At 64.1% G+C, this 20,834-nt stretch carries 19 protein-coding genes; 11 read left to right on the plus strand and 8 right to left on the minus strand.

Going from position 1 to position 20,834, the window contains the following annotated elements; translation table 11 throughout:
• Positions 1-17: 17 nt before the first annotated feature.
• Entirely contained in the window at positions 18-1,145 is a 1,128-nt protein-coding gene (locus tag ACW5IY_RS02465) for a PilT/PilU family type 4a pilus ATPase (RefSeq protein WP_043398800.1), read from the minus strand.
• Between the two features lie 121 nt (positions 1,146-1,266).
• On the opposite strand from ACW5IY_RS02465, the gene ACW5IY_RS02470 reads away from it, so the two are divergent.
• The 6 genes from ACW5IY_RS02470 to ACW5IY_RS02495 all read left to right on the plus strand — a co-directional run bounded on the left by ACW5IY_RS02470 (position 1,267) and on the right by ACW5IY_RS02495 (position 7,638).
• Positions 1,267-1,632, plus strand: coding sequence for a DUF4398 domain-containing protein (locus ACW5IY_RS02470; RefSeq protein WP_005407961.1), 366 nt, complete (start codon positions 1,267-1,269; stop codon positions 1,630-1,632).
• Positions 1,629-2,513: an OmpA family protein gene (locus ACW5IY_RS02475; protein WP_100049985.1), complete on the plus strand. Its 885-nt coding sequence runs from the start codon at positions 1,629-1,631 to the stop codon at positions 2,511-2,513. The genes ACW5IY_RS02470 and ACW5IY_RS02475 overlap by 4 nt, the downstream gene beginning before the upstream one ends.
• Before the next feature lie 324 nt (positions 2,514-2,837).
• Positions 2,838-3,074 carry a YdcH family protein gene (locus tag ACW5IY_RS02480; protein ID WP_005407964.1) on the plus strand — a complete coding sequence of 79 codons (237 nt, stop codon included), beginning with the start codon at positions 2,838-2,840 and terminating at the stop codon, positions 3,072-3,074.
• 300 nt (positions 3,075-3,374) lie between these two features.
• Positions 3,375-4,745 carry a pyridoxal-phosphate dependent enzyme gene (locus tag ACW5IY_RS02485; RefSeq protein WP_049434948.1) on the plus strand — a complete coding sequence of 457 codons (1,371 nt, stop codon included), beginning with the start codon at positions 3,375-3,377 and terminating at the stop codon, positions 4,743-4,745.
• Positions 4,746-4,798: 53 nt separating this feature from the next.
• Complete coding sequence (locus ACW5IY_RS02490) at positions 4,799-5,845, plus strand: glycosyltransferase family 2 protein (RefSeq protein ID WP_342593348.1); 1,047 nt, start codon at positions 4,799-4,801, stop codon at positions 5,843-5,845.
• Positions 5,845-7,638 (plus strand): DUF2142 domain-containing protein, encoded by a 1,794-nt coding sequence (locus ACW5IY_RS02495; protein WP_049434950.1) that lies wholly within the window; start codon positions 5,845-5,847, stop codon positions 7,636-7,638. Before ACW5IY_RS02490 ends, ACW5IY_RS02495 begins: the two co-directional genes overlap by 1 nt.
• An 89-nt stretch (positions 7,639-7,727) precedes the next feature.
• Here ACW5IY_RS02495 and ACW5IY_RS02500 read toward each other — a convergent pair whose 3' ends face one another.
• The 7 genes from ACW5IY_RS02500 to ACW5IY_RS02530 form a co-directional block, all read right to left on the minus strand.
• On the minus strand, positions 7,728-10,931 hold the full coding sequence (locus tag ACW5IY_RS02500) for a glycosyltransferase (protein ID WP_160314063.1): 3,204 nt from the start codon (positions 10,929-10,931) through the stop codon (positions 7,728-7,730).
• A 112-nt stretch (positions 10,932-11,043) separates the two neighbouring features.
• On the minus strand, positions 11,044-11,799 hold the full coding sequence (locus tag ACW5IY_RS02505; RefSeq protein ID WP_049434952.1) for an ABC transporter ATP-binding protein: 756 nt from the start codon (positions 11,797-11,799) through the stop codon (positions 11,044-11,046).
• A gap of 9 nt (positions 11,800-11,808) precedes the next feature.
• Positions 11,809-12,588, minus strand: coding sequence for an ABC transporter permease (locus ACW5IY_RS02510; protein WP_162838407.1), 780 nt, complete (start codon positions 12,586-12,588; stop codon positions 11,809-11,811).
• Between the two features lie 95 nt (positions 12,589-12,683).
• The gene (locus tag ACW5IY_RS02515) at positions 12,684-13,847 is read right to left on the minus strand and encodes a cystathionine gamma-synthase (RefSeq protein ID WP_049434954.1); all 1,164 of its coding nucleotides are present in this window, start codon (positions 13,845-13,847) and stop codon (positions 12,684-12,686) included.
• 110 nt (positions 13,848-13,957) lie between these two features.
• Positions 13,958-14,344 (minus strand): GtrA family protein, encoded by a 387-nt coding sequence (locus ACW5IY_RS02520; protein WP_049434955.1) that lies wholly within the window; start codon positions 14,342-14,344, stop codon positions 13,958-13,960.
• A 72-nt stretch (positions 14,345-14,416) separates the two neighbouring features.
• A complete protein-coding gene (locus ACW5IY_RS02525) occupies positions 14,417-15,355 on the minus strand; it encodes an electron transfer flavoprotein subunit alpha/FixB family protein (protein ID WP_049434956.1) in 939 nt (312 codons plus the stop codon).
• On the minus strand, positions 15,355-16,101 hold the full coding sequence (locus tag ACW5IY_RS02530) for an electron transfer flavoprotein subunit beta/FixA family protein (protein WP_012509979.1): 747 nt from the start codon (positions 16,099-16,101) through the stop codon (positions 15,355-15,357). Before ACW5IY_RS02530 ends, ACW5IY_RS02525 begins: the two co-directional genes overlap by 1 nt.
• Before the next feature lie 404 nt (positions 16,102-16,505).
• Here ACW5IY_RS02530 and ACW5IY_RS02535 point away from each other — a divergent pair, with 404 nt between their 5' ends.
• From ACW5IY_RS02535 to rfbD, 5 genes are all read left to right on the plus strand, one after another.
• Complete coding sequence (locus ACW5IY_RS02535; protein ID WP_160314121.1) at positions 16,506-17,297, plus strand: class I SAM-dependent methyltransferase; 792 nt, start codon at positions 16,506-16,508, stop codon at positions 17,295-17,297.
• Between the two features lie 117 nt (positions 17,298-17,414).
• On the plus strand, positions 17,415-18,470 hold the full coding sequence (rfbB, locus tag ACW5IY_RS02540; RefSeq protein ID WP_049434975.1) for a dTDP-glucose 4,6-dehydratase: 1,056 nt from the start codon (positions 17,415-17,417) through the stop codon (positions 18,468-18,470).
• A 14-nt stretch (positions 18,471-18,484) separates the two neighbouring features.
• On the plus strand, positions 18,485-19,372 hold the full coding sequence (gene rfbA / locus ACW5IY_RS02545) for a glucose-1-phosphate thymidylyltransferase RfbA (RefSeq protein WP_049434958.1): 888 nt from the start codon (positions 18,485-18,487) through the stop codon (positions 19,370-19,372).
• Complete coding sequence (gene rfbC / locus ACW5IY_RS02550; protein WP_049434959.1) at positions 19,369-19,926, plus strand: dTDP-4-dehydrorhamnose 3,5-epimerase; 558 nt, start codon at positions 19,369-19,371, stop codon at positions 19,924-19,926. The genes rfbA and rfbC overlap by 4 nt, the downstream gene beginning before the upstream one ends.
• Positions 19,923-20,816 carry a dTDP-4-dehydrorhamnose reductase gene (gene rfbD, locus ACW5IY_RS02555; RefSeq protein WP_049434960.1) on the plus strand — a complete coding sequence of 298 codons (894 nt, stop codon included), beginning with the start codon at positions 19,923-19,925 and terminating at the stop codon, positions 20,814-20,816. Before rfbC ends, rfbD begins: the two co-directional genes overlap by 4 nt.
• Positions 20,817-20,834: the final 18 nt, after the last annotated feature.

Consider the following 20,834-nt stretch of genomic DNA (forward strand, 5'->3'; position numbering starts at 1 on the left):
CCGTCCCCTTTTCCAGGTCAGAACCCGTGGGTGATGCTCGGCGCGCCGGCCGAGAAATCCGCGTACGGGTCGTGTTCGCCGCTGCTGCCTTCGGACAGGCGGAACTTCAGCGCCAGGCCATCGCGCGAGTCGGCCGCGCGCAGGGCCTCCTCCTGCTCGATGGTGCCAGCCTTGGCCAACCGGAACAGGCACTGGTCGAAGCTCTCCATGCCTTCCTCCAGTGAGCCTTCCATCGCCGCCTTGATCTCGTGCACCTGGCCACGACGCAGCAGGTCGCGGATCATCGGCGTGTTGATCAGCACCTCGGTGGCCGGCAGGCGACGGCCTTCCTTGTTCTTCACCAGGCGCTGGCTGATCACTGCACGCAGGTTCAGCGCGAGGTTCATCAGCACGTTCTTGTGCGCGCTTTCCGGGAAGAAGTTGAGGATGCGCTCGATGGTCTGGTCGGCGTTGTTGGAGTGCAGGGTGGCCAGGCACAGGTGGCCGGTCTCGGCGAAAGCGATGGCGGCCTCCATCGTTTCCGCATCCAGGATCTCGCCGATCAGGATCACGTCCGGCGCTTCACGCATCGCGTTCTTCAGCGCGTTGTGGAAGGCATGGGTGTCCAGCCCGACCTCGCGCTGGTTGACGATCGACATCTTGTGCTTGTGCAGGTACTCGATCGGGTCCTCGATGGTGAGGATGTGACCGGTGGTGGTGCTGTTGCGGTGGTCGATCATCGATGCCAGCGAGGTGGACTTGCCCGAGCCGGTGGACCCCACCACCAGCACCAGCCCGCGCGGGGTCATGATGACGTCCTTCAGCACCTGCGGCAGGTTCAGCTCTTCGATGCTCGGAATCCGGCTGCGGATGGCACGGATGACCATGCCGACTTCGCCGCGCTGCTTGAACACATTGACGCGGAAGCGACCGGCATCGGGCAGGGCGATGGCCATGTTGAGTTCCAGCTCGCGCTCGAACTGCGGTACCTGGCCTTCGTCCATCAGCGAGTAGGCGATCTTCTTGACCATGCCCGGCGGCAGGCCGGTATTGCCCAGCGGATAGAGCTTCCCCTCGATCTTGATGTAGACCGGTGCCCCGGTGGTCAGAAACATGTCCGAAGCGTTCTTTTCGGTCATCAGCTTCAGGAAGTAGCCGATATCCATTGCGAATTTTCCCCAACGAAACGGCCGACGCCCGTTGCCAGCACGGTGTCGGCTTGACGACAATGGCCGTGAACCGACAACCGGTACGGCCTCCCCAATGAAACGACTTAGCTTCGCACGAATGCGCCACAGCCTGTATGTGATGGCGTTTGCATTCGCACTGTCTGCCCCCGCCTGGGCGCAGGATGGCGCGATGGAACTGGCCCAGGCCCGGCAGGCGGTCGACAAGGCCACCCAGGCCGATGCCGACCAGTACGCCCCGGACCTGATCGGGCTGGCCCGGCAGGGGCTGGAGCAGGCCCAGCGCGCTGCCGGCGACCGCCGCGAGCGCAAGAACGCCCCGGCAATGGCCCTGCGTGCCGCCGCCGATGCCGACCTGGCCCGCGTGCGCAGCGAGGAAGCCACCGTGACCGCCCAGCTGCAGCTGCGCCGCAACGAGGTCAACCAGCTGCAACGCCAGCTGTCGACCGGGGAGGATCGCCGGTGAAGCCGATGACTGCCGCAACCCTGGCCGCGCTGCTGGCGCTGCCGACCCTGGCCGTGGCCGCCGACAATCCGATGGTGGCGCAGCTGAGCCAGCGCCTGATGGCGATCCAGGCCAACCCGGATACCGCTGAGCTGGGCGCCTTCGAGCGCATGCAGGCCCAGCAGGCCATTGCCACCTTGGACAAGGCCAAGCGCCGCGACCAGGAGCTGGCCACCTACCTGGCCGAGCGCCGGGTGGAGATTGCCGAGACCGCCGTGCGTACCGCACTGGCCGCGCGTGAGGTCGATCGCCTCGATCGCACCCGCAGTGACCTGCTGATCGAGGCCAGCCGCCGCGACGCCGCCCGCGCCCGCCAGGAAGCCGAGCAGCTGCGCATGCAGGCGCAGATGCAGGCCGAAGAGGCCGAGCGCCTGCGCCAGGCCGCCGAGGCCGAGACCCTGGCCCGCCAGGACGCCGAGAACGCCCTGACCAGCGTGGCCGGCAAGCAGCAGCAGCGCCTCAGCGCCGCCCAGCAGAACGCCGCCAAGCTGGCCCGCGAGGAAGCCGAGCTGGTGTCCGGTCAGAAACTGCCGGCCTCGAAGTTCGATGGTCGCGGCGAGGTCTTCACCTTCCGTGGTGACGCGTTCACCGCCGGCGCCTCCAGCCTGTCCGGCGGGGCCCGCAACCAGGCCAAGGCACTGGCCGAGTACCTGAACATCGGCAAGAAGGGCCGCCTGCGCATCGAGGCCTACGACAACGCAAATGGCGTAGGCCAGAAGCGTGCCGAGGCCCTGCGCGATGCCCTGGTCGCGGCCGGTGTCGCCAGCAACCGGATCCAGCTCGCCGGCAAGAAGGCGGCCTCCACCCAGGCGCGCTCGGCCGAGGTCATCATCGCCCCGTAATTGATTGATATTGTTTGTTTTTCGTTGCGATGAGCATCCAGCCTGAACCCCGCCCCGGCGGGGTTCGGTCTTTTTGACGCAGGGGTCTTGTACCCCGCCTTGAGCAGGCGTAGGGTCAATCGTCCGGGACGCAATGCCGCGGACCGGACGATGGGAGGGCCGGGCCGATGCAAACAGGGCGCGAACCGCAGCGAATCGACGTGCGCAGGCCAGTGCCGCAGGTCGTTGCAGGCGTCCAGGTGGCCATCGACCGGCGCTCCTCCATGAACAACGCCCCGTGCCTTGCGGCCGGGGCGTTCGTGTATCTGTCGAAGGAGGTCCATCATGTTTGAAGATCAGCCCCAGAGCGAGATCGACGCCCGTCGCGCGCGTGATCCGGAGTTCAGGGCACTCCATGACCAGCACCGCAAGTTGAACAAGAAGTGCATGGACGCGGAGTTGGGTGTACTCCCGATCGATGATGTCACCCTGGGTCGCATGAAGCGCGAGAAGCTGCTGGCCAAGCAACGACTTCTGCGAATGTACGAAACACCGCTCCCAACGACGTCCCCCACGCTTTGACGCACCCCGTCACGCCCGGAACGGCGTGACCCGGCCATCGATGGCCCCGCCGGGCGCTTCTGCCCCGGCATCGCGGCACCGCCGATGAGGCGGCCGCGCCAAGGCACCACAAGCGGTGGTGCCTTGGCCTGCAGGCACAACTCACCGGTGCGGGCGGTACCGGTCTCCTCGTCGATCCGGGGCCGTCCGCATCTCTTTTTTACGGCGGGCACGCCGCTGCCGCAGCGACCTGACTTTCATCGCCATCCGTCGGATAATCATCGGTCCGGCCCTGCGTGGCGCGAACCGAAAGTCCTCCGAATGCCCATCCATTCTTCCGTCCTCGAACTCATCGGCCAGACCCCGATCGTCAAGGCCCAGCGCCTGGACACCGGCGTCTGCGAGCTCTACCTGAAGCTGGAGAGCGCCAACCCGGGCGGATCGATCAAGGATCGCATCGGCCTGTCGATGATCGAAGCGGCGGAGAAGCGCGGCGACCTGAAGCCCGGCGCGACCCTGGTCGAGGGCACCGCAGGCAACACCGGCCTGGGCCTGGCCCTGGTGGCTCAGCAGAAGGGCTATAAGCTCATTCTGGTCGTTCCCGACAAGATGAGCCGGGAAAAGATCTTCAACCTGAAGGCGATGGGCGCTGAAGTGCGTCTGACCCGCTCGGACGTGGCCAAGGGCCACCCCGAGTACTACCAGGATCTGGCCAAGACCATCGCCGAGCAGACCCCGGGCGCGTACTTCATCAACCAGTTCGGCAACCCGGACAACCCTGCCGCGCATGAATTCGGTACCGGCCCGGAGATCCTGGAGCAGATGGGCGGCGACCTCGATGCCATCGTGTTCGGCTGTGGCAGCTCCGGCACCATGACCGGCCTGTCGCGCGCCTTCGCCAAGCTGTCGCCGAAGACCGAGCTGGTGCTGGCCGATCCGGTCGGCTCGATCCTGGCCGAGTACATCAACGACGGCAATCTGAACGACAAGTCGGGCAGCTGGCTGGTGGAGGGCATCGGCGAGGACTTCCTGCCGTCGATCTCCGACTTCAGCCGCGTCAAGAAGGCCTATGCCATCAGCGACGCCGAGAGCTTCCACACCGCGCGCGAGCTGCTGGGCAAGGAAGGCATCCTGGGCGGTTCGTCCACCGGCACCCTGCTGGCGGCGGCCCTGAAGTACTGCAAGGAACAGACCACGCCGAAGAAGGTGCTGGTGCTGGTGTGCGACACCGGCAACAAGTACCTGTCGAAGATGTACAACGACTACTGGATGCTGGACAACGGCTTCCTGCAGCGCCCGCAGCATGGAGACCTGCGCGACCTGATCCTGCGCCCGTACGGCCAGCGCGACACCGTGGTGATCGGACCGAACGACCTGCTGACCACCGCTTACCAGCGCATGAAGCTGTACGACGTGTCGCAGCTGCCGGTGATGGACGGTGACCAGCTGGTGGGCATCGTCGATGAAAGTGACGTGCTGCTGCATGTGTATGGCGATGAGGCACGTTTCCGCGACACCGTCGCCACCGCCATGGTCAGCAAGCTGGACCGGCTGGACGTGAAGTCGCCGATCGAGGCGCTGCTGCCGGTGTTCGACCGCGGCCAGGTGGCGATCGTGATGGACGGCGACACTTTCCTGGGCCTGATCACCCGTATCGACCTGCTGAACTACCTGCGCCGTCGCGTGCAGTAAGCGTCCTGCGCAGGGGGCGGGTTCGCCCCCTGCACACTCTGGACAGGTCGCAGATGTCACAATCGGCTTGTTTTGTTACCCGCCGGGGCCAGCCCGGAGAACTTCAGAGAGTGCGCATGCCTGTCCAGATCGCCGTTGTGATTCCGTCCTACAAGGTCATCAACCACATTCTTGGCGTTATTGATGGAATGGGGAGTGACATCCATCGGATCTATGTGGTGGACGATTGTTGCCCGATGAACAGTGGCGACTTCGTTGAAGCGAACTGCACCGATCCGCGTGTTGTCGTTCTGCGCCATCTCGAGAATCAGGGCGTGGGTGGTGCGGTCATGACAGGGTATCGCGCAGCGATCGAAGACGGCATCGACATCATCGTCAAGGTAGACGGTGACGGCCAGATGGATCCGGCGCTGATCCCAAGCTTCGTCAGCCCGATCATCGCCGGTGAAGCCGACTACACCAAGGGCAACCGCTTCTTCGATCTCGAGCGCATTGCGCAGATGCCGAAGCTGCGGTTGTTTGGCAATGCAGGGCTGTCCTTCCTGACCAAGCTCTCTTCCGGCTATTGGGACCTGTTCGATCCCACCAATGGGTTCACCGCCATCCACCGTGATGTGGCGCGCCACCTGCCGATGGGGCGGATCAGCAAGCGCTATTTCTTCGAGACCGACATGCTGTTCCGGCTCAGCACGCTGCGCGCGGTGGTGCTGGATGTGCCGATGCACGCCAAGTATGGCGACGAAGTCAGCAATCTGAAGATCTCGCAGGTGTTGTCGGAGTTCCTGTTCAAGAACCTGCGCAACTTCGGCAAGCGCGTTTTCTACAACTATTACCTGCGTAATCTGTCTCTGGCGTCGTTCGAACTGCCGGCCGGCCTGGTGCTGTTGCTGTTCGGCATGATCTATGGCCTGCAGCATTGGCTGACCAGCATTGGTACCGGGCAGGTTGCCAGCAGCGGTACGGTGATGCTGGCCGCGATGCCGATATTGCTGGGTGTGCAGTTGTTGCTTGCCTTCTTCGGCCAGGACATCGCAGCAACCCCCCGCCATGCTGTTCATCCACGGCTTCGTTGGTCGGCGCTTGAAGTGGGGAATACCTGATGCGCGTGTCCGCCCAGGCAGAGCGTGTGGCGCCTCAGGTCTGGCCGCTGTACCTGCTCGCTACCCTGCTGGTCAGCCTGGTCCTGTCTGCGATCACGCCGCCGTTCCAGGCGCCTGACGAGTACGACCACGTCAAGCGTGCCTACATGATGGGGCAGGGGCAGATCCTGTTGAAGTCGGTGGATGGGTCCCCTTCGGGAGGCTACCTCGACAGTGGCCTGGTGCAGTACATGTCGTACTTCGAACCACTGAAGGGAGCGTCACAGCGCAAAGTCTCCGCTGATGAACTGCAGGCGGCAGGCAGCGTGAAGTGGAGCGACCAGCCGCAGTTCCAGACGGCAGTGGGGACCGCTTACTACTTCCCGCTGATGTACGCGCCACAAGCCGTGGGGCTGGGCATGGGCAAAGCGCTGGGCATGAGCGTGGGCAAATCCTATCGGCTGGCCCGCCTGCTGGAATGGATGACCTGCGGGGTTCTGTTACTGCTGGCCTTCAGACTCCACCGGCCTTCGGCGGTGGTGCTGGCGTTGCTCGCATTGCCGATGAACCTGTTTCTGTTTGGCGCGGCGGTGCTTGATCCCATGGCCACAGCAGTGGCGCTGGTTGGCCTATCGGCTTTCATGCGGATCGCCACCGATGGCCGTGCCTCGCCACCGACGGCGGTGGCTGCACTCCACATAAGTGTCCTGTTGGTCTGTGCCTGTCGCGCGAACATGCTGCCGATGCTGCTGTTGCCCTTCGTCGCAGCATGGCTGATGCGCGAGCGCCGGCAGCTGTACATTGCGATCGCCATCAGTGTGTTCGTACTGGCATGGACCCTGTTCACGGTGAAGACGACGGTCTATCCCCCCAGCAGCCATCGGATCGATCATGCAGCTCGTCTGCTGCACCTTCTCACGCATCCCGGTGAACTGACCTCCATCCTGTTCGCGACCTGGACCAACATGGCGCGGATGTCCTTCTACGTCGTGTCGTTCATCGGGGTGCTGGGCTGGCTGGACGCGTCCTTCTCACCTGCCTTCTACCACATGACAGGGCTGACGCTGGTGGTGTTGATGCTGCTGTCGCTCGACCTGGAAGGGTGGCGCACCCAGAGCCTGGCGCGCTGGACGCTGGTCGTGGTCTGCCTGGCGTCGGTCTTGATGACCTTCCTCGCCCTGCTGGTGCAGTGGACCGATCCCGCTTCGACGACCGTTGATGGCGTTCAGGGGCGCTATCTGCTGATTCCGGGTCTATGCCTGGTGATGGCGCTGACGGCCAACGCAGCACCGCGCGATGGCCTGCTGTTCAAGGCCGGGCACGGGCTGGCAATGCTGTTCCTGGCCTGGATGGCGTATGCGAGCTGTTCGCTCCTGGTCGAGCGCTACCATACTGGCGCGACGCAGTCCGCAATCGCGGCGCCTGAGCTGAAGCCCTCGCCACCGTTGACGCCCGACAACACCGTGCCGTTGCACTTCCTGCCCGCACAGAGCGAGGATCCTGCTGGCCTGAAGCGTATCTCGGTGCGGTTTGGCACCTATATGACCACGCATGCCGGGCAGGCCGAACTGCGGCTGTGGACCCAGGGAGGAGAGCGGCTTGTGCTGCCCTTCGAGCTGTCAGAGCTCACCGACAATGGCTACGCCGAGTTCAAGCTGGATGGCAAAGCCTATGTAGGCGGGGAAGTCGCGCCGCGCGATGGCAGCGGCGTAAGTGTGTGGGAAAGCCACAGCCAGGAACGCGTGGACAGTTGCGTATTCCTGGAAACGGAAAACCAGGACGACATCCTCCCGCGCGGTTGCCCTGAGCCCTGATGAAAAAGAAAGCCGCTGATCTCACGATCAGCGGCTTTTTCGTTGAATTCGTGGAAACCCGGCTGGCTTCATTCCAACGGCATCTTCGTTCAGTTCAGTTCGTCCGGGTCGCGCCAGTTCACTGGCTGGCGCTCGATCACTTCCAGCATGTAGTCGGTCAGTTCCGTAGCCTGTTCGTCGAACAGACGCACCATTGCGGCGTGCGGATTACGGTAACCGTCGAGCTGGCCCGGCGCATCCAGCAGGCGCTTGATGGCGGCCTGCAGCGCGCTGCCATCATCATCCAGCGGGATGATGTCGCCATTCTCGCCGTCGACGATATCTTCGATGACACCGCCTGCGTCGGTAGCGATCACCCAGACATCGCGGATCAATGCCTCGCGGACCGACAGGCCGAAGCTCTCCTTCCACTGGGTCGGGAACAACAGCACGTCGATGCTGCCGAAGAACGAATCGATGGTCTCCTGGCTGTAAGCGGGGACCGCCTTGAAGGTGCCGGGAACCTTCCAGTTGGATTCGAAGATCGAACGACGTCCGAGGTTGAGTTCGTTGTCGACGACATGCAGTTCGTAGTTGGTATGCGGCAGGCCTGCGAAAGCCTTCTTGATCAGGGCGCTTCCCTTGATCGGGCCCTCGCCGCCAACGAAACCGAACCGCAGCGGGCGGGTGCTGGGTGGCTCGCGGTGAATGGCCGAAGCAGGTTTGACGATGCCGTTCTTGTTGACCCGCAGGCGCTCGGGATCAAACCCGTTGTCGGCGTAGACACCAGCGAAGAACTTGCTGGGTGACAGCATCAACGCTGCGCCGGTCAACACTTCGTGCAGGCGGTACTGGCGATAGGGGTTCATTGCGGGCTGCGGTACGCAGCGCGAGCACACATCAAGGTCGATCTTGCGCTGGTAGCAGTAACGGCCCTTGTCGTTGACCATGAACTGGCGCGCACAGATCCACCATGCATCGTGCAGCGTTACCACGAACGGGACGCCTTCGGCCTGGCAGACTTCCGCGATCTGGATGCCGATGCCCTGGATGGAATGGATGTGAACCACGTCCGGACGCCAGGCGCGGAGGATTTCGCGGAACCCATGCGTGGGATAGGGATTGTCGAAATGCAGGGCCTGATCGTGCTCATGCGGCAGACCCATGGCGAACACCTCGCCCGCGCTCGATTCGTAGCGGGTCACCTTGTAGGCATGCACATCGGTGGCCGGCAGGGTGGTGAATGTCGCGTATTCCGCCCGGCCGCCTGCATTGATGATACGTGCCATCTGCTCGGCCACGATCGTGGCGCCGCCGAAGCTGCGTGGTTCGAAGAAAATGTTGACGCCCAGAATACGTGGCCGACGCTCGACGGACGGTTCCAATGACTTCAGCCATGGCAGCAGCCTGTGCTTGGCTACGGCTTCAGGGGTGTAGTCATCCTCGACATGGCGACGCGAGTTCTCGCCGATCTGGCGGCGCAGCCCGGGGCTCCCAATCAATGCCAGCAGTTGTTCTTCCCAGTCCTGTTCGGTACTGGCCAGCAGACCGGTGGTGCCGTGCTGGACGGTCTGCTGGTACTCCATGCTGGAGGAGCAGACGCTGGGAATGCCCAGGATCGCCGCTTCCAGATACTTGATGTTGGACTTGGCGTCATTGAAGACCGTGCGCTCCAGCGGTGCGATGTTGATCTGGCACCTGGCGAGCCTGCGCATGTAGGTCGGGTAATCGGAGGGCGGCAGGCGCTCTACCTGGGCATCGACTTCGTTGAACGCTTCGGGAAGGTTGAGATGACCGATGATGGTAAGGCGAACGTCATAGCGCTTCTTCAGAATGCGTAGCAACGCTGGAGCGGCGATACGGAAATCGGAATCGTGGGCCTTGGAACCAGAGCCATAGACGATGCGCAGCAATCCATCACCACGCGGCGGTGCGGCGGCGATTTCCTCTGCTGCGCGCAGTGTCTCCACGTCCAGTGCGTTCTCGACGACCCAGACCTCGGGCGCACCGGTTGCGCGCATGGCGTCGGCCATGGCGGTGGTCGATGCGATGCAGGCATCGCAAGCCAGCAGCGCCTCCCGGAACAGCGGTACGCCTTCGAGGATGGCCTTGCGCACAACTGGGCTGAGATCGTTGACGTTGCTGTTGTTCCGGTAGTGTTCGATGTCGAAGATGAGATCGTCGACTTCCCAGAACGTACGCACGCCAGCCGCACGAGCAAGGGCGATCGTCTCCAGTTGGTCCGGATAGCCGGGGACGCGGTAGAACACGGCAACGCTGTGCGTGGAGAGCAGGTCGCGGGTAGAGACGACATCAGTCCAGTTGACGACGGTGCAGTCGTAGCCAAGGCTTTCGATCATCAGCTGCTTCTGCAGCACGCGGTATTTCAGGCACTGCCCGATGCCCATTTCCGCCACCAGCAGGACGCGCAGCTGCTGCGAACTGCTCGCCGGCCTTGCCGGTGGAAGCGCATGGACCGGCCTCAGTTTCCAGCTTCCGGCCCCTGAGCCCTGGCGGAACAATGCAGCGGGCTGCCGCAGCTGGCTGGTGATCCGGCGTCCGGCCTCGCGGATGCCGTTCTGGCGGGCGACGCGAATGGTGGCCGTGGACAGATGCAGGAGCTGCTTGAGCAGCGAACGAACGCGCCAGACGGCAACGTGTGCCATGCGCAGCGGGGCGGTCACGCGCCAGGAGCGCGAATTGAGCAGCTCTCCGATCTGATTCTGGGCCCGGTGCAGATGATCAAGCGTCGCTTGGGAAGTGATCCCGGATGTTTCCAGTGCGCGCCGCAGCGACGCCACGCGACGTTCTGCACGCAGCAGATTCTGTTCTACCTCGGTGAGGCTGCTTTCCTGTTGCACGACCTGGCTGCGCAGTTGCTCCATGTGCTGGCGTTGCTCCAGCAGCACGGCTTGTGCCGTTTCCAGGGAGGCGAGCTCTTCGATCTGTGGCCGATCGCTTGATCCTGGTGGTGTCGCTCCGATGCTCCATTCCGGATCGGCCACGAACAGCCAGTGCTGGCCGTCTGCCAGGGCGTGGCCGGTGATCGCGCTCTCACGAGGCGGAGGGCCCAGCAGCAGGATCCCGCCATGGGTGTCCAGGCGCCGCATCCAGTCCATGAGCTGCCAGCCATCACTGATCTGGTCCGGCGCCAGCATCACCAATGCGTTGAGCTTGGTGCTGCCCAATGCGTCCGGTGCTTCGACCGGACGCACCGGCAGCCCTTGCGAAGCGGCCAGATCGACCAGAGCTGCAAACAGGGACGAGCCTTCTCCAGCCGCATCGATCACCTGCTGTGGTCGAAGGGTATCCATCAGCCAGCTCGCAATCATCTCCGGTGAAGAGGACTGCGGCGATGAGTGGCTGGCATTGGAGGCTGGCTGGATGGGGTGCGTCATCAGGGGTACCGGAGGGTGGGACGGGGACTCAATGTCCGTTGACGAACTGCTCATAGGCGGACACCACCGACGCGGTATCGCCGTACATCCGGATTGAACCGTTGTCCATCCAGATCACCTTGTTGCAGACACGGCGGATCTCTTCGTTGGAGTGCATGGCCAGCACGACGATGTCCGAACGGCCGTGAAGATCTGCCAGGCGCTGCTTGGCCTTGTGCATGAAGCCGGCATCGCCCACGCCCATCACTTCGTCCAGCAGCAGGATCTGCGCATCAACCGCCGTGGAAATGGCAAATGCCAGACGTACGCGCATGCCACTGGAGTAGGTCCGGATGGGCAGGTCGAGATAATCGCCGAGTTCGCTGAATTCAGCGATTCCCTCCTGCTTTTCGATGATCTCGTTCTTGGTCATGCCCAGCAGCAGGCCGCGCAATCGGATGTTCTGCCAACCGGTGGAGTTGTCGTCCATGCCGAGGCTGATGTCCAGCAGCGGAACCACTTTGCCATCGCGTCGGATGATGCCTCCGGTGGGGGCATAGATGCCGGCAAGGACGCGCAGGAGGGTCGATTTGCCGGCGCCGTTGTGGCCGATCAGACCGACGCGATCACCGGTCTCCAGGCGAACGCTGACGTCCTGCAGGGCGCGGACGATGATGACGCCGTCGTTGCTGTCGGCAACGGCATTGGAGCGACCCAGGCGCATCACCTGGCGCTTGAGTGAGCGGCCGTGCACCTCGTAGATCGGAAGATCGAGGCTGACGTGTTCCAGTTCAATGAAAGCCATGTGGAATCCTTACACCCAGTACGCGATGCGCTTGTGATAACGGTGGACCATCACCAGGGCGACGATCCAGCCGACAACGGCCATGGCAATGGCCACTCCCCAGGTCCGCACGGACGGAACCTCGCCCAGTACAGGCTGGCGCACGACGTTGAGCAGATAGGCAAGGGGATTGAGGTTGACGATGAACGAATACTTGGTCAGCGCTTCCGGCTTGTACATGATCGGGGTGATGTAGAAGGCCACCTGCATGATCGCTGCGACGATCTGCGGGAAGTCACGGAAGCGCGCTGACAGCAGTCCGGACAGGGTCGCCATCCAGGTTGCATTGAGCACCACCAGGACCAGGCCGGGAATGACCAGCGGCAGGGTGTCCCAGCGCTTCACGCCGAAGATGGCGAGCAGCGCCACCACGATCACGATGTTGTGGCACAGGATCAGCAGGTTGCGCCACGGCACCTGCAGGATGTAGATGAACTTCGGCGTTGAGACCTGGCGGATGTAGGCGGCATTGGAAATGAACGCGTTGCTGCCCTCCTGCACGGTGCTGGTGAACATCCCCCACATGACCAGGCTGGTCGCCAGGTAAGGCAGGTACTCGCTGAGCTTCTGCCCGAACAGGGTGCCGTAGACCATGCCGATGGATGCGATGATCACGCCCATGCTGATCGTCAGCCAGAACGGACCGACACGGGAGCGGGCGTAGCGCTGGCGGATTTCCAGCCAGCCCAGCAATGTCCACAGGCGCCAGGAGCGCAGGCTGCGTCCCAGGTCGGAGAGTGCTTCATTCATCAAGGAATTCTCGCGGGTTCAATACGGTCACCGCGTGCAGGACGCGGCGTCAAGCCACCGCTGGCGCGGCGGCGTGGAATCAATGAAGACCTGGCTCAACGTCCCAGGGCAGCGTCCAGTTCGTGACGGAGATCGGCCAGATCTTCCGTGCCCACCGACAGACGTATCAGGTTGTCGGTGATGCCCAGTCGCTTGCGCTGGGCCGGCGGAATCGACGCGTGGGTCATCACCGCCGGCAGCTCGATGAGGCTTTCCACCCCACCCAGCGATTCGGCCAGTGCGAACAGCTCGCAACGTTCCAGCATGCGGCGGGCCTTGGTCTTGCCGCCCTTCACGCGCACGGAGATGATCCCGCCGAAGCCATCCATCTGGCGCTTGGCCAGAGCGTGCTGCGGGTGGCTCTTCAGGCCAGGATAGATCACAGCTTCGATACGGCTGTCGCGTTCGAGCCAGCGGGCCAGTTCCAACGCACTTTCGTTGTGTGCACGCATGCGCAGGTGCAGCGTCTTCAGGCCACGCAGGGCCAGGAAGGAGTCGAACGGGCCGGCCACGGCTCCGATCGAGTTCTGCAGGAAGGCCATCTGTTCGGCCAGGGCATCACTGCCGGCCACCACGATGCCACCCACGATGTCCGAATGGCCGTTGAGGTACTTGGTTGCGGAATGCAGGACCAGATCGGCGCCGTACTCCAGCGGACGCTGCACCATCGGCGAGCAGAAGGTGTTGTCCACGACCAGGAGCAGGCCCTGCTTGCGGGCGAAGGTGCCCAGCTTGGCCAGGTCCACAACCTTGAGCATGGGGTTGGTGGGGGTTTCCGCCCAGATCATGCGGGTATTGGGCCGTATCGCTGCCCGTACCGCGTCCAGGTCGTTCAGGTCGACATAGCTGAATTCCAGCCCCGCCGATCGTTGACGGACGCGCTCGAACAAGCGGTAGGTGCCGCCATACAGATCGTCCATCGCAATGACGTGGTCGCCCGCGTCCAGCAGCTCCAGCGTCGTCGACGCAGCGGCAAGTCCGGAAGCGAATGCAAAGCCGGCGGTGCCCCCTTCAAGGCTGGCGACACAGGCCTCGTAGGCGTTGCGGGTCGGGTTCTGGGTACGTGAATACTCATAGCCCTTGTGCTTGCCGGGGCTTTCCTGGACGTAGGTCGAAGTGGCGTAGATCGGCGTCATGATGGCGCCGGTGCTCGGGTCGGGCTGCTGTCCTGCATGGATGGCACGGGTGCCGAGGCCGAGCGAGTTCGGGGTCTTTGCCATTCGAAGTAACCTGGAGGTACGAAGGTTTGGGGGGCCTATTCTAGGGCAAGCCGTGAGAGGGCCCCGCCAAGGTGTTCAGGAAGGTGGTGATGGCGCCAGGGCCTGCAGGATCAGGCCATCGGGCGCTGCCGGAAGACCAGTCGGGAGAAGATGACGTAGTTCCAGGATGCCACCATGACCATCACGATCAGTTTCGCCAGCAGTGGCGGAACGCCGAGAGGGCCTGCCAGCAGACTGATTGCGACATTGCCCAGGATCAGGTTGATTACAGCCAGTAGCCCGTACCTGGCCAGTTCCGCGCCCCAGGCTCCCTCACTGCGGAATACCCAGTGGCGATTGAGCATGAAGCTCACGATGAAGCCGCCAGCGAAGCTGACTGATTGGTTCAGCAGCAACCAGTCCGTACCCAGCCCGGTCTGAAGCAGGAGGAAGATCGCATATTCGACGGCGGCGGCCGAGCCGCCGGAAAGGAGGAAGCGAAACAGGCGCGGCATCATGGATAAGACAGAAGTCCGGAAAGGGAGGGCACCGTTGGCGGCGCCCTCCGTGCAAGCGTCATGCAAACGGGCTCAGAGCGCTGCTTCCAGCTCCGGCAGGATCGTGAACAGATCCCCCACCAGACCGATATCGGCAATCTCGAAGATCGGCGAATCCGCGTCCTTGTTGATCGCCACGATCGTGCCGGCATCCTTGATGCCGGTCAGGTGCTGGATGGCACCGCTGATGCCCACGGCCACGTACAGTTCCGGCGCGATGATCTTGCCGGTCTGGCCAACCTGCAGGTCGCTGGGCACGTAGCCGGCATCGACCGCAGCGCGCGAGGCACCCACGGCGGCACCGAGCTTGTCGGCCAGCTGGAAGATGACCTTGAAGTTCTCTTCCGAACCGACACCACGGCCGCCGGAGACCACGCGCTTGGCGCTCTGCAGGTCCGGGCGGTCGCTGGCACCGGCGGCGAGGCCGACGAAGCGGGTGTGGGTCGGCAGGGCAGCGTCAACGCTGGCTGCTTCGATGGCGGCGCTGCCGCCCTGGGCGGCTTCCGGCCACGAGGCGGCACGCACGGTGGCGACCACGATCTGGTCGGCCGGTGCTTCCACGGTGATGATCGCGTTGCCGGCGTAGATCGGGCGCTTGAAGGTGTGGCTGCCTTCGACGCTCATCAGGTCGGAGACCTGGTTGACGCCCAACAGGGCAGCCACGCACGGCATCAGGTCCTTGCCGAAGGTGGTCGACGGGCCGAACACGTGGGTGTAGCCCTTGGCCAGCTGCGCGATCTGCGGCGCCAGCACCTGGGCGAGGGCGTGCGCGTTGGCGGCATTGGCCACAGTCAGGACCTTGGCGACGCCGGCGATCTTCGCGGCTTCGGCAGCCACGGCGGCCGGGTCGGCGGCCAGCACCAGTACGTCGATGCTGGCACCGCTGATGGCGGCGGCGGCGCTGACGGTCTTGGCGGTGGCGGCATTGAGCTTGCCGTCGTGGTGCTCGGCGATGACGAGAATCTTGCTCATTACAGCAGCCCCTTCTGCTTGAGTGCGGCAACCAGTTCGGCCGCGTCCTTGACCATCACACCCTTGCTGCGCTTGGACGGTGCGGCGTACTGGGTGGTCTTGAAGGTGTCGGCGGCTTCAACGCCGAGGTCGGCCAGCTGCAGGGTTTCCAGCGGCTTGGCCTTGGCCTTCATGATGTCCGGCAGCTTGATGAAGCGCGGCTCGTTCAGGCGCAGGTCGGTGGTGACCACGGCCGGCAGATCCACTTCCAGTGTTTCCAGGCCGGCGTCGACTTCACGGGTCACCGTGGCCTTGCCGTCGGCAATCTCAAGCTTGCTGGCGAAGGTCGCCTGCGGGCGGCCCCACAGCGTGGCCAGCATCTGGCCGGTCTGGTTGGCGTCGTCGTCAATGGCCTGCTTGCCGAGGATCACCAGGTCCGGCTGTTCCTTCTCGATCAGCTTGAGCAGGGTGCGTGACGCGGTCAGCGGCTGGATGGCCTGGTCGGTGACGACATGGATGGCGCGGTTGGCGCCCATGGCCAGGCCGTTGCGCAGGTGTGCCTGGGCGTCGGCCGGGGCGATGGTGGCAACCACGACTTCGCTGGCGATGCCCTTGTCGCGCAGGCGCAAGGCTTCTTCCAGAGCGATTTCATCGAAGGGGTTGGGCGACAGCTTGACGCCGTCGGTGACCACGCCGGAACCGTCCGGCTTGACCTGAATGCGGACGTTGTAGTCCACCACGCGCTTGTACGCGACGAGGATTTTCATCTTGTACGGGGTCCTTGTAGTACCGGCCGCTGGCCGGCTCACAGTTGCTGGAGATCATCCGGTCCTGCAACAGCAACCGGTTCGGGGGTGGGATCCCGATTCTAGCTGGCTTGGGGTGACCATGCGAATGCGTATGGTTGGGTGGAGCCGCTACGGCGTCCCCGCGTTGGCGTGCTGCGTGTGCAACATGGTGGTGCGGATGCGGGCGTTATGCTCTGGTGGTCACTGAAGTCGCCACGATGTTTCCCGGGCCCGGGGAGAGCGGGTCATGCGTGCGTCAGAACCTGGAGACGATGTTGATGGGATTCGATCAATGCCCTGCCTGTGAGGGGCAGCTCAAGGCTGGGCTGCAGCCTTGGCACCTGCAATGCGGCCGGTGCAGTTACGAGGGAAGCTCGCTTCGCGTGGATATCGACGTGCAGGGGGATCGCGAGGTGCTGGACGAGGTGCTTCGCGAAGAGGGGTTGAGTGACCTTCGGCAACGCAACTTCGCCGTGCTGGCCGAGGATCTGGCAGCGCGGTTTCCGCAGCGGGCGGAGGGGCGCCCGCGGCTGTTGGATGTCGGTTGTGCCCATGGTTGGTTCCTGCAGGCCACCGAGGGCCATTTCGAGGTCGTGGGCATCGAGCCCGACGCCCGCGTAGCCGATTCGGCCAGCGCGCGCGGCTTGCCCGTCCGCCGGGGGTTTTTCCCGGATGTACTGCAGGCGGGTGAGAAATTTGACGTGATCGTCTTCAATGACGTCATGGAGCACATCCCCGACATCCTGTCTGCGATGCGGGCCTGCACGGCCGTCCTTCGCCCCGGGGGGGTGGTGGTGATCAATGCACCGGCACGCACGGGCGTGCTCTACCGGGTCGCGCGGGTGATGGCCCGGATGGGGGCACCTGCCAGCTTCGAGCGGTTGTGGCAGAAGGGGTTCCCGTCGCCACACGTGCATTACCTGGACGACGGCAGCATGCGCGCGATTGGTACCCGCACCGGTTTGAGCCTGCAGCACGCCCGTACGCTGCCTTCCCTGAGCGTGAAAGGTCTGTACGCGCGCATCCGCTACGACCGGTCGGTGTCGACGGCCAAGGCCATGGCGCTCACGGCCGCGTTGAGCGTGCTCGCGCCGGTGATGCGGCTGCTGCCTGCGGACATCAAGGTCTGGGTGCTTCAGGCCGAGTCCGACCCTGCTGGCGGGATGGCCGGCTAGCGCCTGTTCATTCAGGTGTTGGGGGGGCGAGCGGCTGGGCATGTATCCTTGGCGGTCAACGTGCGGCGGGTTGCAGACGCAGCCCGCAGATTTGCCCACTTCAAGGAGATGCCTTTCGTGCCCACATGGCTTGTCACCGGCGGCGCCGGATTCATTGGCGGTAACTTCGTTCTCGAGGCGGTCGCCCGCGGCATCAAGGTCATCAACCTCGATGCGCTGACCTACGCCGGCAACCTGAAGACCCTGTCCAGCCTCGAAGGCAACGCCAACCACGTGTTCGTGCAGGGCGACATCGGTGACAGTGCGCTGGTTTCCCGCCTGCTGGCCGAGCATCAGCCCGATGCCGTGCTGAACTTCGCCGCCGAAAGCCACGTTGACCGCTCCATCGACGGTCCCGGTGCCTTCATCCAGACCAATGTGGTGGGCACCCTGGGCCTGCTGGAAGCGGTCCGTGACTACTGGAAGACGCTGCCGGCCGAACAGGGCGCGGCCTTCCGCTTCCTGCACGTGTCCACCGACGAGGTGTACGGCACCCTGGGCGAGACCGGCAAGTTCAGCGAAACCACACCGTACGCCCCGAATTCGCCGTACTCGGCGTCGAAGGCCGCTTCGGACCACCTGGTCCGTGCCTTCCACCACACCTACGGGCTGCCGGTACTGACCACCAACTGCTCCAACAACTACGGCCCGTACCACTTCCCCGAGAAGCTGATCCCGCTGGTGATCGCCAAGGCGCTGGCTGGCGAGCCGCTGCCGGTGTACGGCGATGGCAAGCAGGTGCGCGACTGGCTGTTCGTGTCCGACCACTGCGAAGCGATCCGCACCGTGCTGGCCAAGGGCCAGGTCGGCGAGACCTACAACGTCGGTGGCAACTCCGAGAAGCAGAACATCGAAGTGGTGCAGGCCATCTGCGCACTGCTGGACCGGCGCCGCCCGCGCGCGGATGGCCAGCCGCGCAGCAGCCAGATCACCTATGTCACCGATCGCCCCGGCCATGACCGCCGCTATGCGATCGATGCGTCCAAGCTGAAGAACGACCTGGGCTGGGAACCGGCCTACACCTTCGAGCAGGGCATCACCTTCACCGTCGACTGGTACCTGGACAACCAGGCATGGGTCAACGGCGTGCTCGACGGCAGCTACCGTCTGCAGCGCATCGGCACCGCGGCCTGAACCCAGGAGACCTCATGACCCAGCGCAAGGGCATCATCCTCGCCGGTGGCTCCGGCACCCGGCTGTATCCGATCACCAAGGGTGTCAGCAAGCAGCTGCTGCCGGTGTACGACAAGCCGATGATCTACTACCCGCTCAGCGTGCTGATGCTGGCGGGCATCCGCGAAGTGTTGATCATCAATACCCCGCACGAGCAGGCGCTGTTCCAGCAGCTGCTGGGCGACGGTTCGCAATGGGGCATGGACATCCAGTACGCGGTGCAGCCTAGTCCGGATGGCCTGGCCCAGGCTTACCTTATCGGCCGCGACTTCGTCGCCGGCAAGCCGAGCTGCCTGGTGCTGGGCGACAACATCTTCCACGGCCACGGCCTGCGCGAGGTGCTCAAGCGTGCAGACGAACGCGTGCACGGCTCGACCGTGTTCGGCTACTGGGTGAATGATCCGGAGCGCTACGGCGTGGCCGAGTTCGACCAGAGCGGCAAGGTGATCGATCTGGTGGAGAAGCCGGAGAAACCGCGCTCCAACTATGCGGTCACCGGCCTGTATTTCTATGACGGCAAGGCCAGCGATTACGCGGCCGAACTGAAGCCGTCGCCGCGTGGTGAGCTGGAGATCACCGATCTCAACAAGCGCTACCTGGAAGAAGGCAATCTTCACCTGGAAGCGCTCGGCCGTGGCTATGCGTGGCTGGATACCGGCACTCACCAGTCGCTGCTGGAAGCCTCCAACTTCATCGAGACCATCCAGACCCGCCAGGGCCTGCAGGTCTGCTGCCCGGAGGAAATCGCCTTCGGCAAGGGCTGGATCAATGCCGAACAGCTGGAAGCACTGGCTGCACCGTTGATCAAGAACGGCTACGGCCAGTACCTGCACACGCTCGCCCTGCGAGGAGTTGTTCCGTGAAAGTGATTGAAACCAAGTTGCCCGGTTGCGTGGTGATCGAACCGGCCGTGTTCGGCGATGCCCGTGGCTATTTCTTCGAGACCTGGAACGCCGAGCGCTTTGCTGCACTGGGCCTGCCGGATCGCTTCGTGCAGAGCAACGTGTCCACCTCGGCACAGGGCGTGCTGCGTGGCCTGCATTACCAGTGGCCGCGCCCGCAGGGCAAGCTGGTGAGCGTGCTGGAAGGCGAGGTCTACGACGTGGCTGTCGACATCCGTCGCGGCTCGCCGACCTTCGGCCAGTGGGAAGCGGTGGTGCTGAGTGCGGAAAACAAGAAGCAGTTCTGGATTCCGGAGGGTTTCGCGCATGGCTTTGCCGTGCTCTCCGAGCGCGCGGTGTTCAGTTATCTGTGCACCGAGGTCTACCTGAAGGACTTCGACGCCGGTGTGCGCTGGAATGATGCCGACATCGCGGTCGATTGGCCGGTCAGTGCACCGACGCTGTCGGCCAAGGATGAGAGCGCACCCTTCCTGAAGGACATTGCCGAAGACCGCCTGCCGGTCTACGTGCCATGACCGTTCTGGTTTTCGGTGGCAATGGCCAGGTCGGCCAGGAGCTGCTGCGCGCGCTGGTGCCACTCGGTGAGGTGATTGCCACCACCCGCAGCGGGCAGCTGGCCGACGGCAGTGCCTGCGAGGTGGTGGATTTCGGCCAGCCCGACAGCCTGCCGGCGCTGCTGGACCGGTTGCAGCCGTCGGTGGTGGTCAACGCGGCCGCCTACACGGCCGTGGATCGTGCCGAGCAGGACGCCGAGGCGGCCTTCGCCGCCAACGCGCAGGCACCGGGCGTGATTGCACGCTGGTGCGCCGCCCACGACGTGCCGTTCGTGCATTACTCCACGGATTACGTGTTCGATGGCCAGGGCAGCGCGCCCTACCGCGAGGATGAGCCAACCGCGCCGCTGGGCGTGTATGGCACCAGCAAGCGGGATGGCGAAGACGCCGTGCGCGCCGCCGGTGGCCGCCACCTGATATTCCGCACGGCGTGGGTGTATGCCTCACATGGCGCCAATTTCCTGCGCACGATGCTGCGAGTGGGCGCCGAGCGCGATCAGCTGCGGGTGGTCGCCGACCAGATCGGCACGCCAACTCCGGCGGCGCTGATCGCCGATGTCACCGCGCAGGCGCTGCAGCACCCGGGCCACTTGTCGGGAACCTGGCATCTGACGGCCAGTGGCCAGACCAGCTGGCATGGGTTTGCCGAGGCGATCTTCGCCGAAGCGCTGGCTAACGGTGTGCTGGCGAAGGTGCCGGCCGTCGAGGCGATTCCCAGTTCCGAGTATCCGACGCCGGCCAAGCGCCCGGCCTGGTCGGTGCTGGACAACCGCAAGCTGCAGCAGGATTTCGGCATCGTGCTGCCGGCATGGCAGGACGGGTTGAAGCGGGTGATGGCGGAGATTGCCTGACCGGGTAGGCGACCACCG

Source organism: Stenotrophomonas sp. C-A, assembly GCF_054030835.1.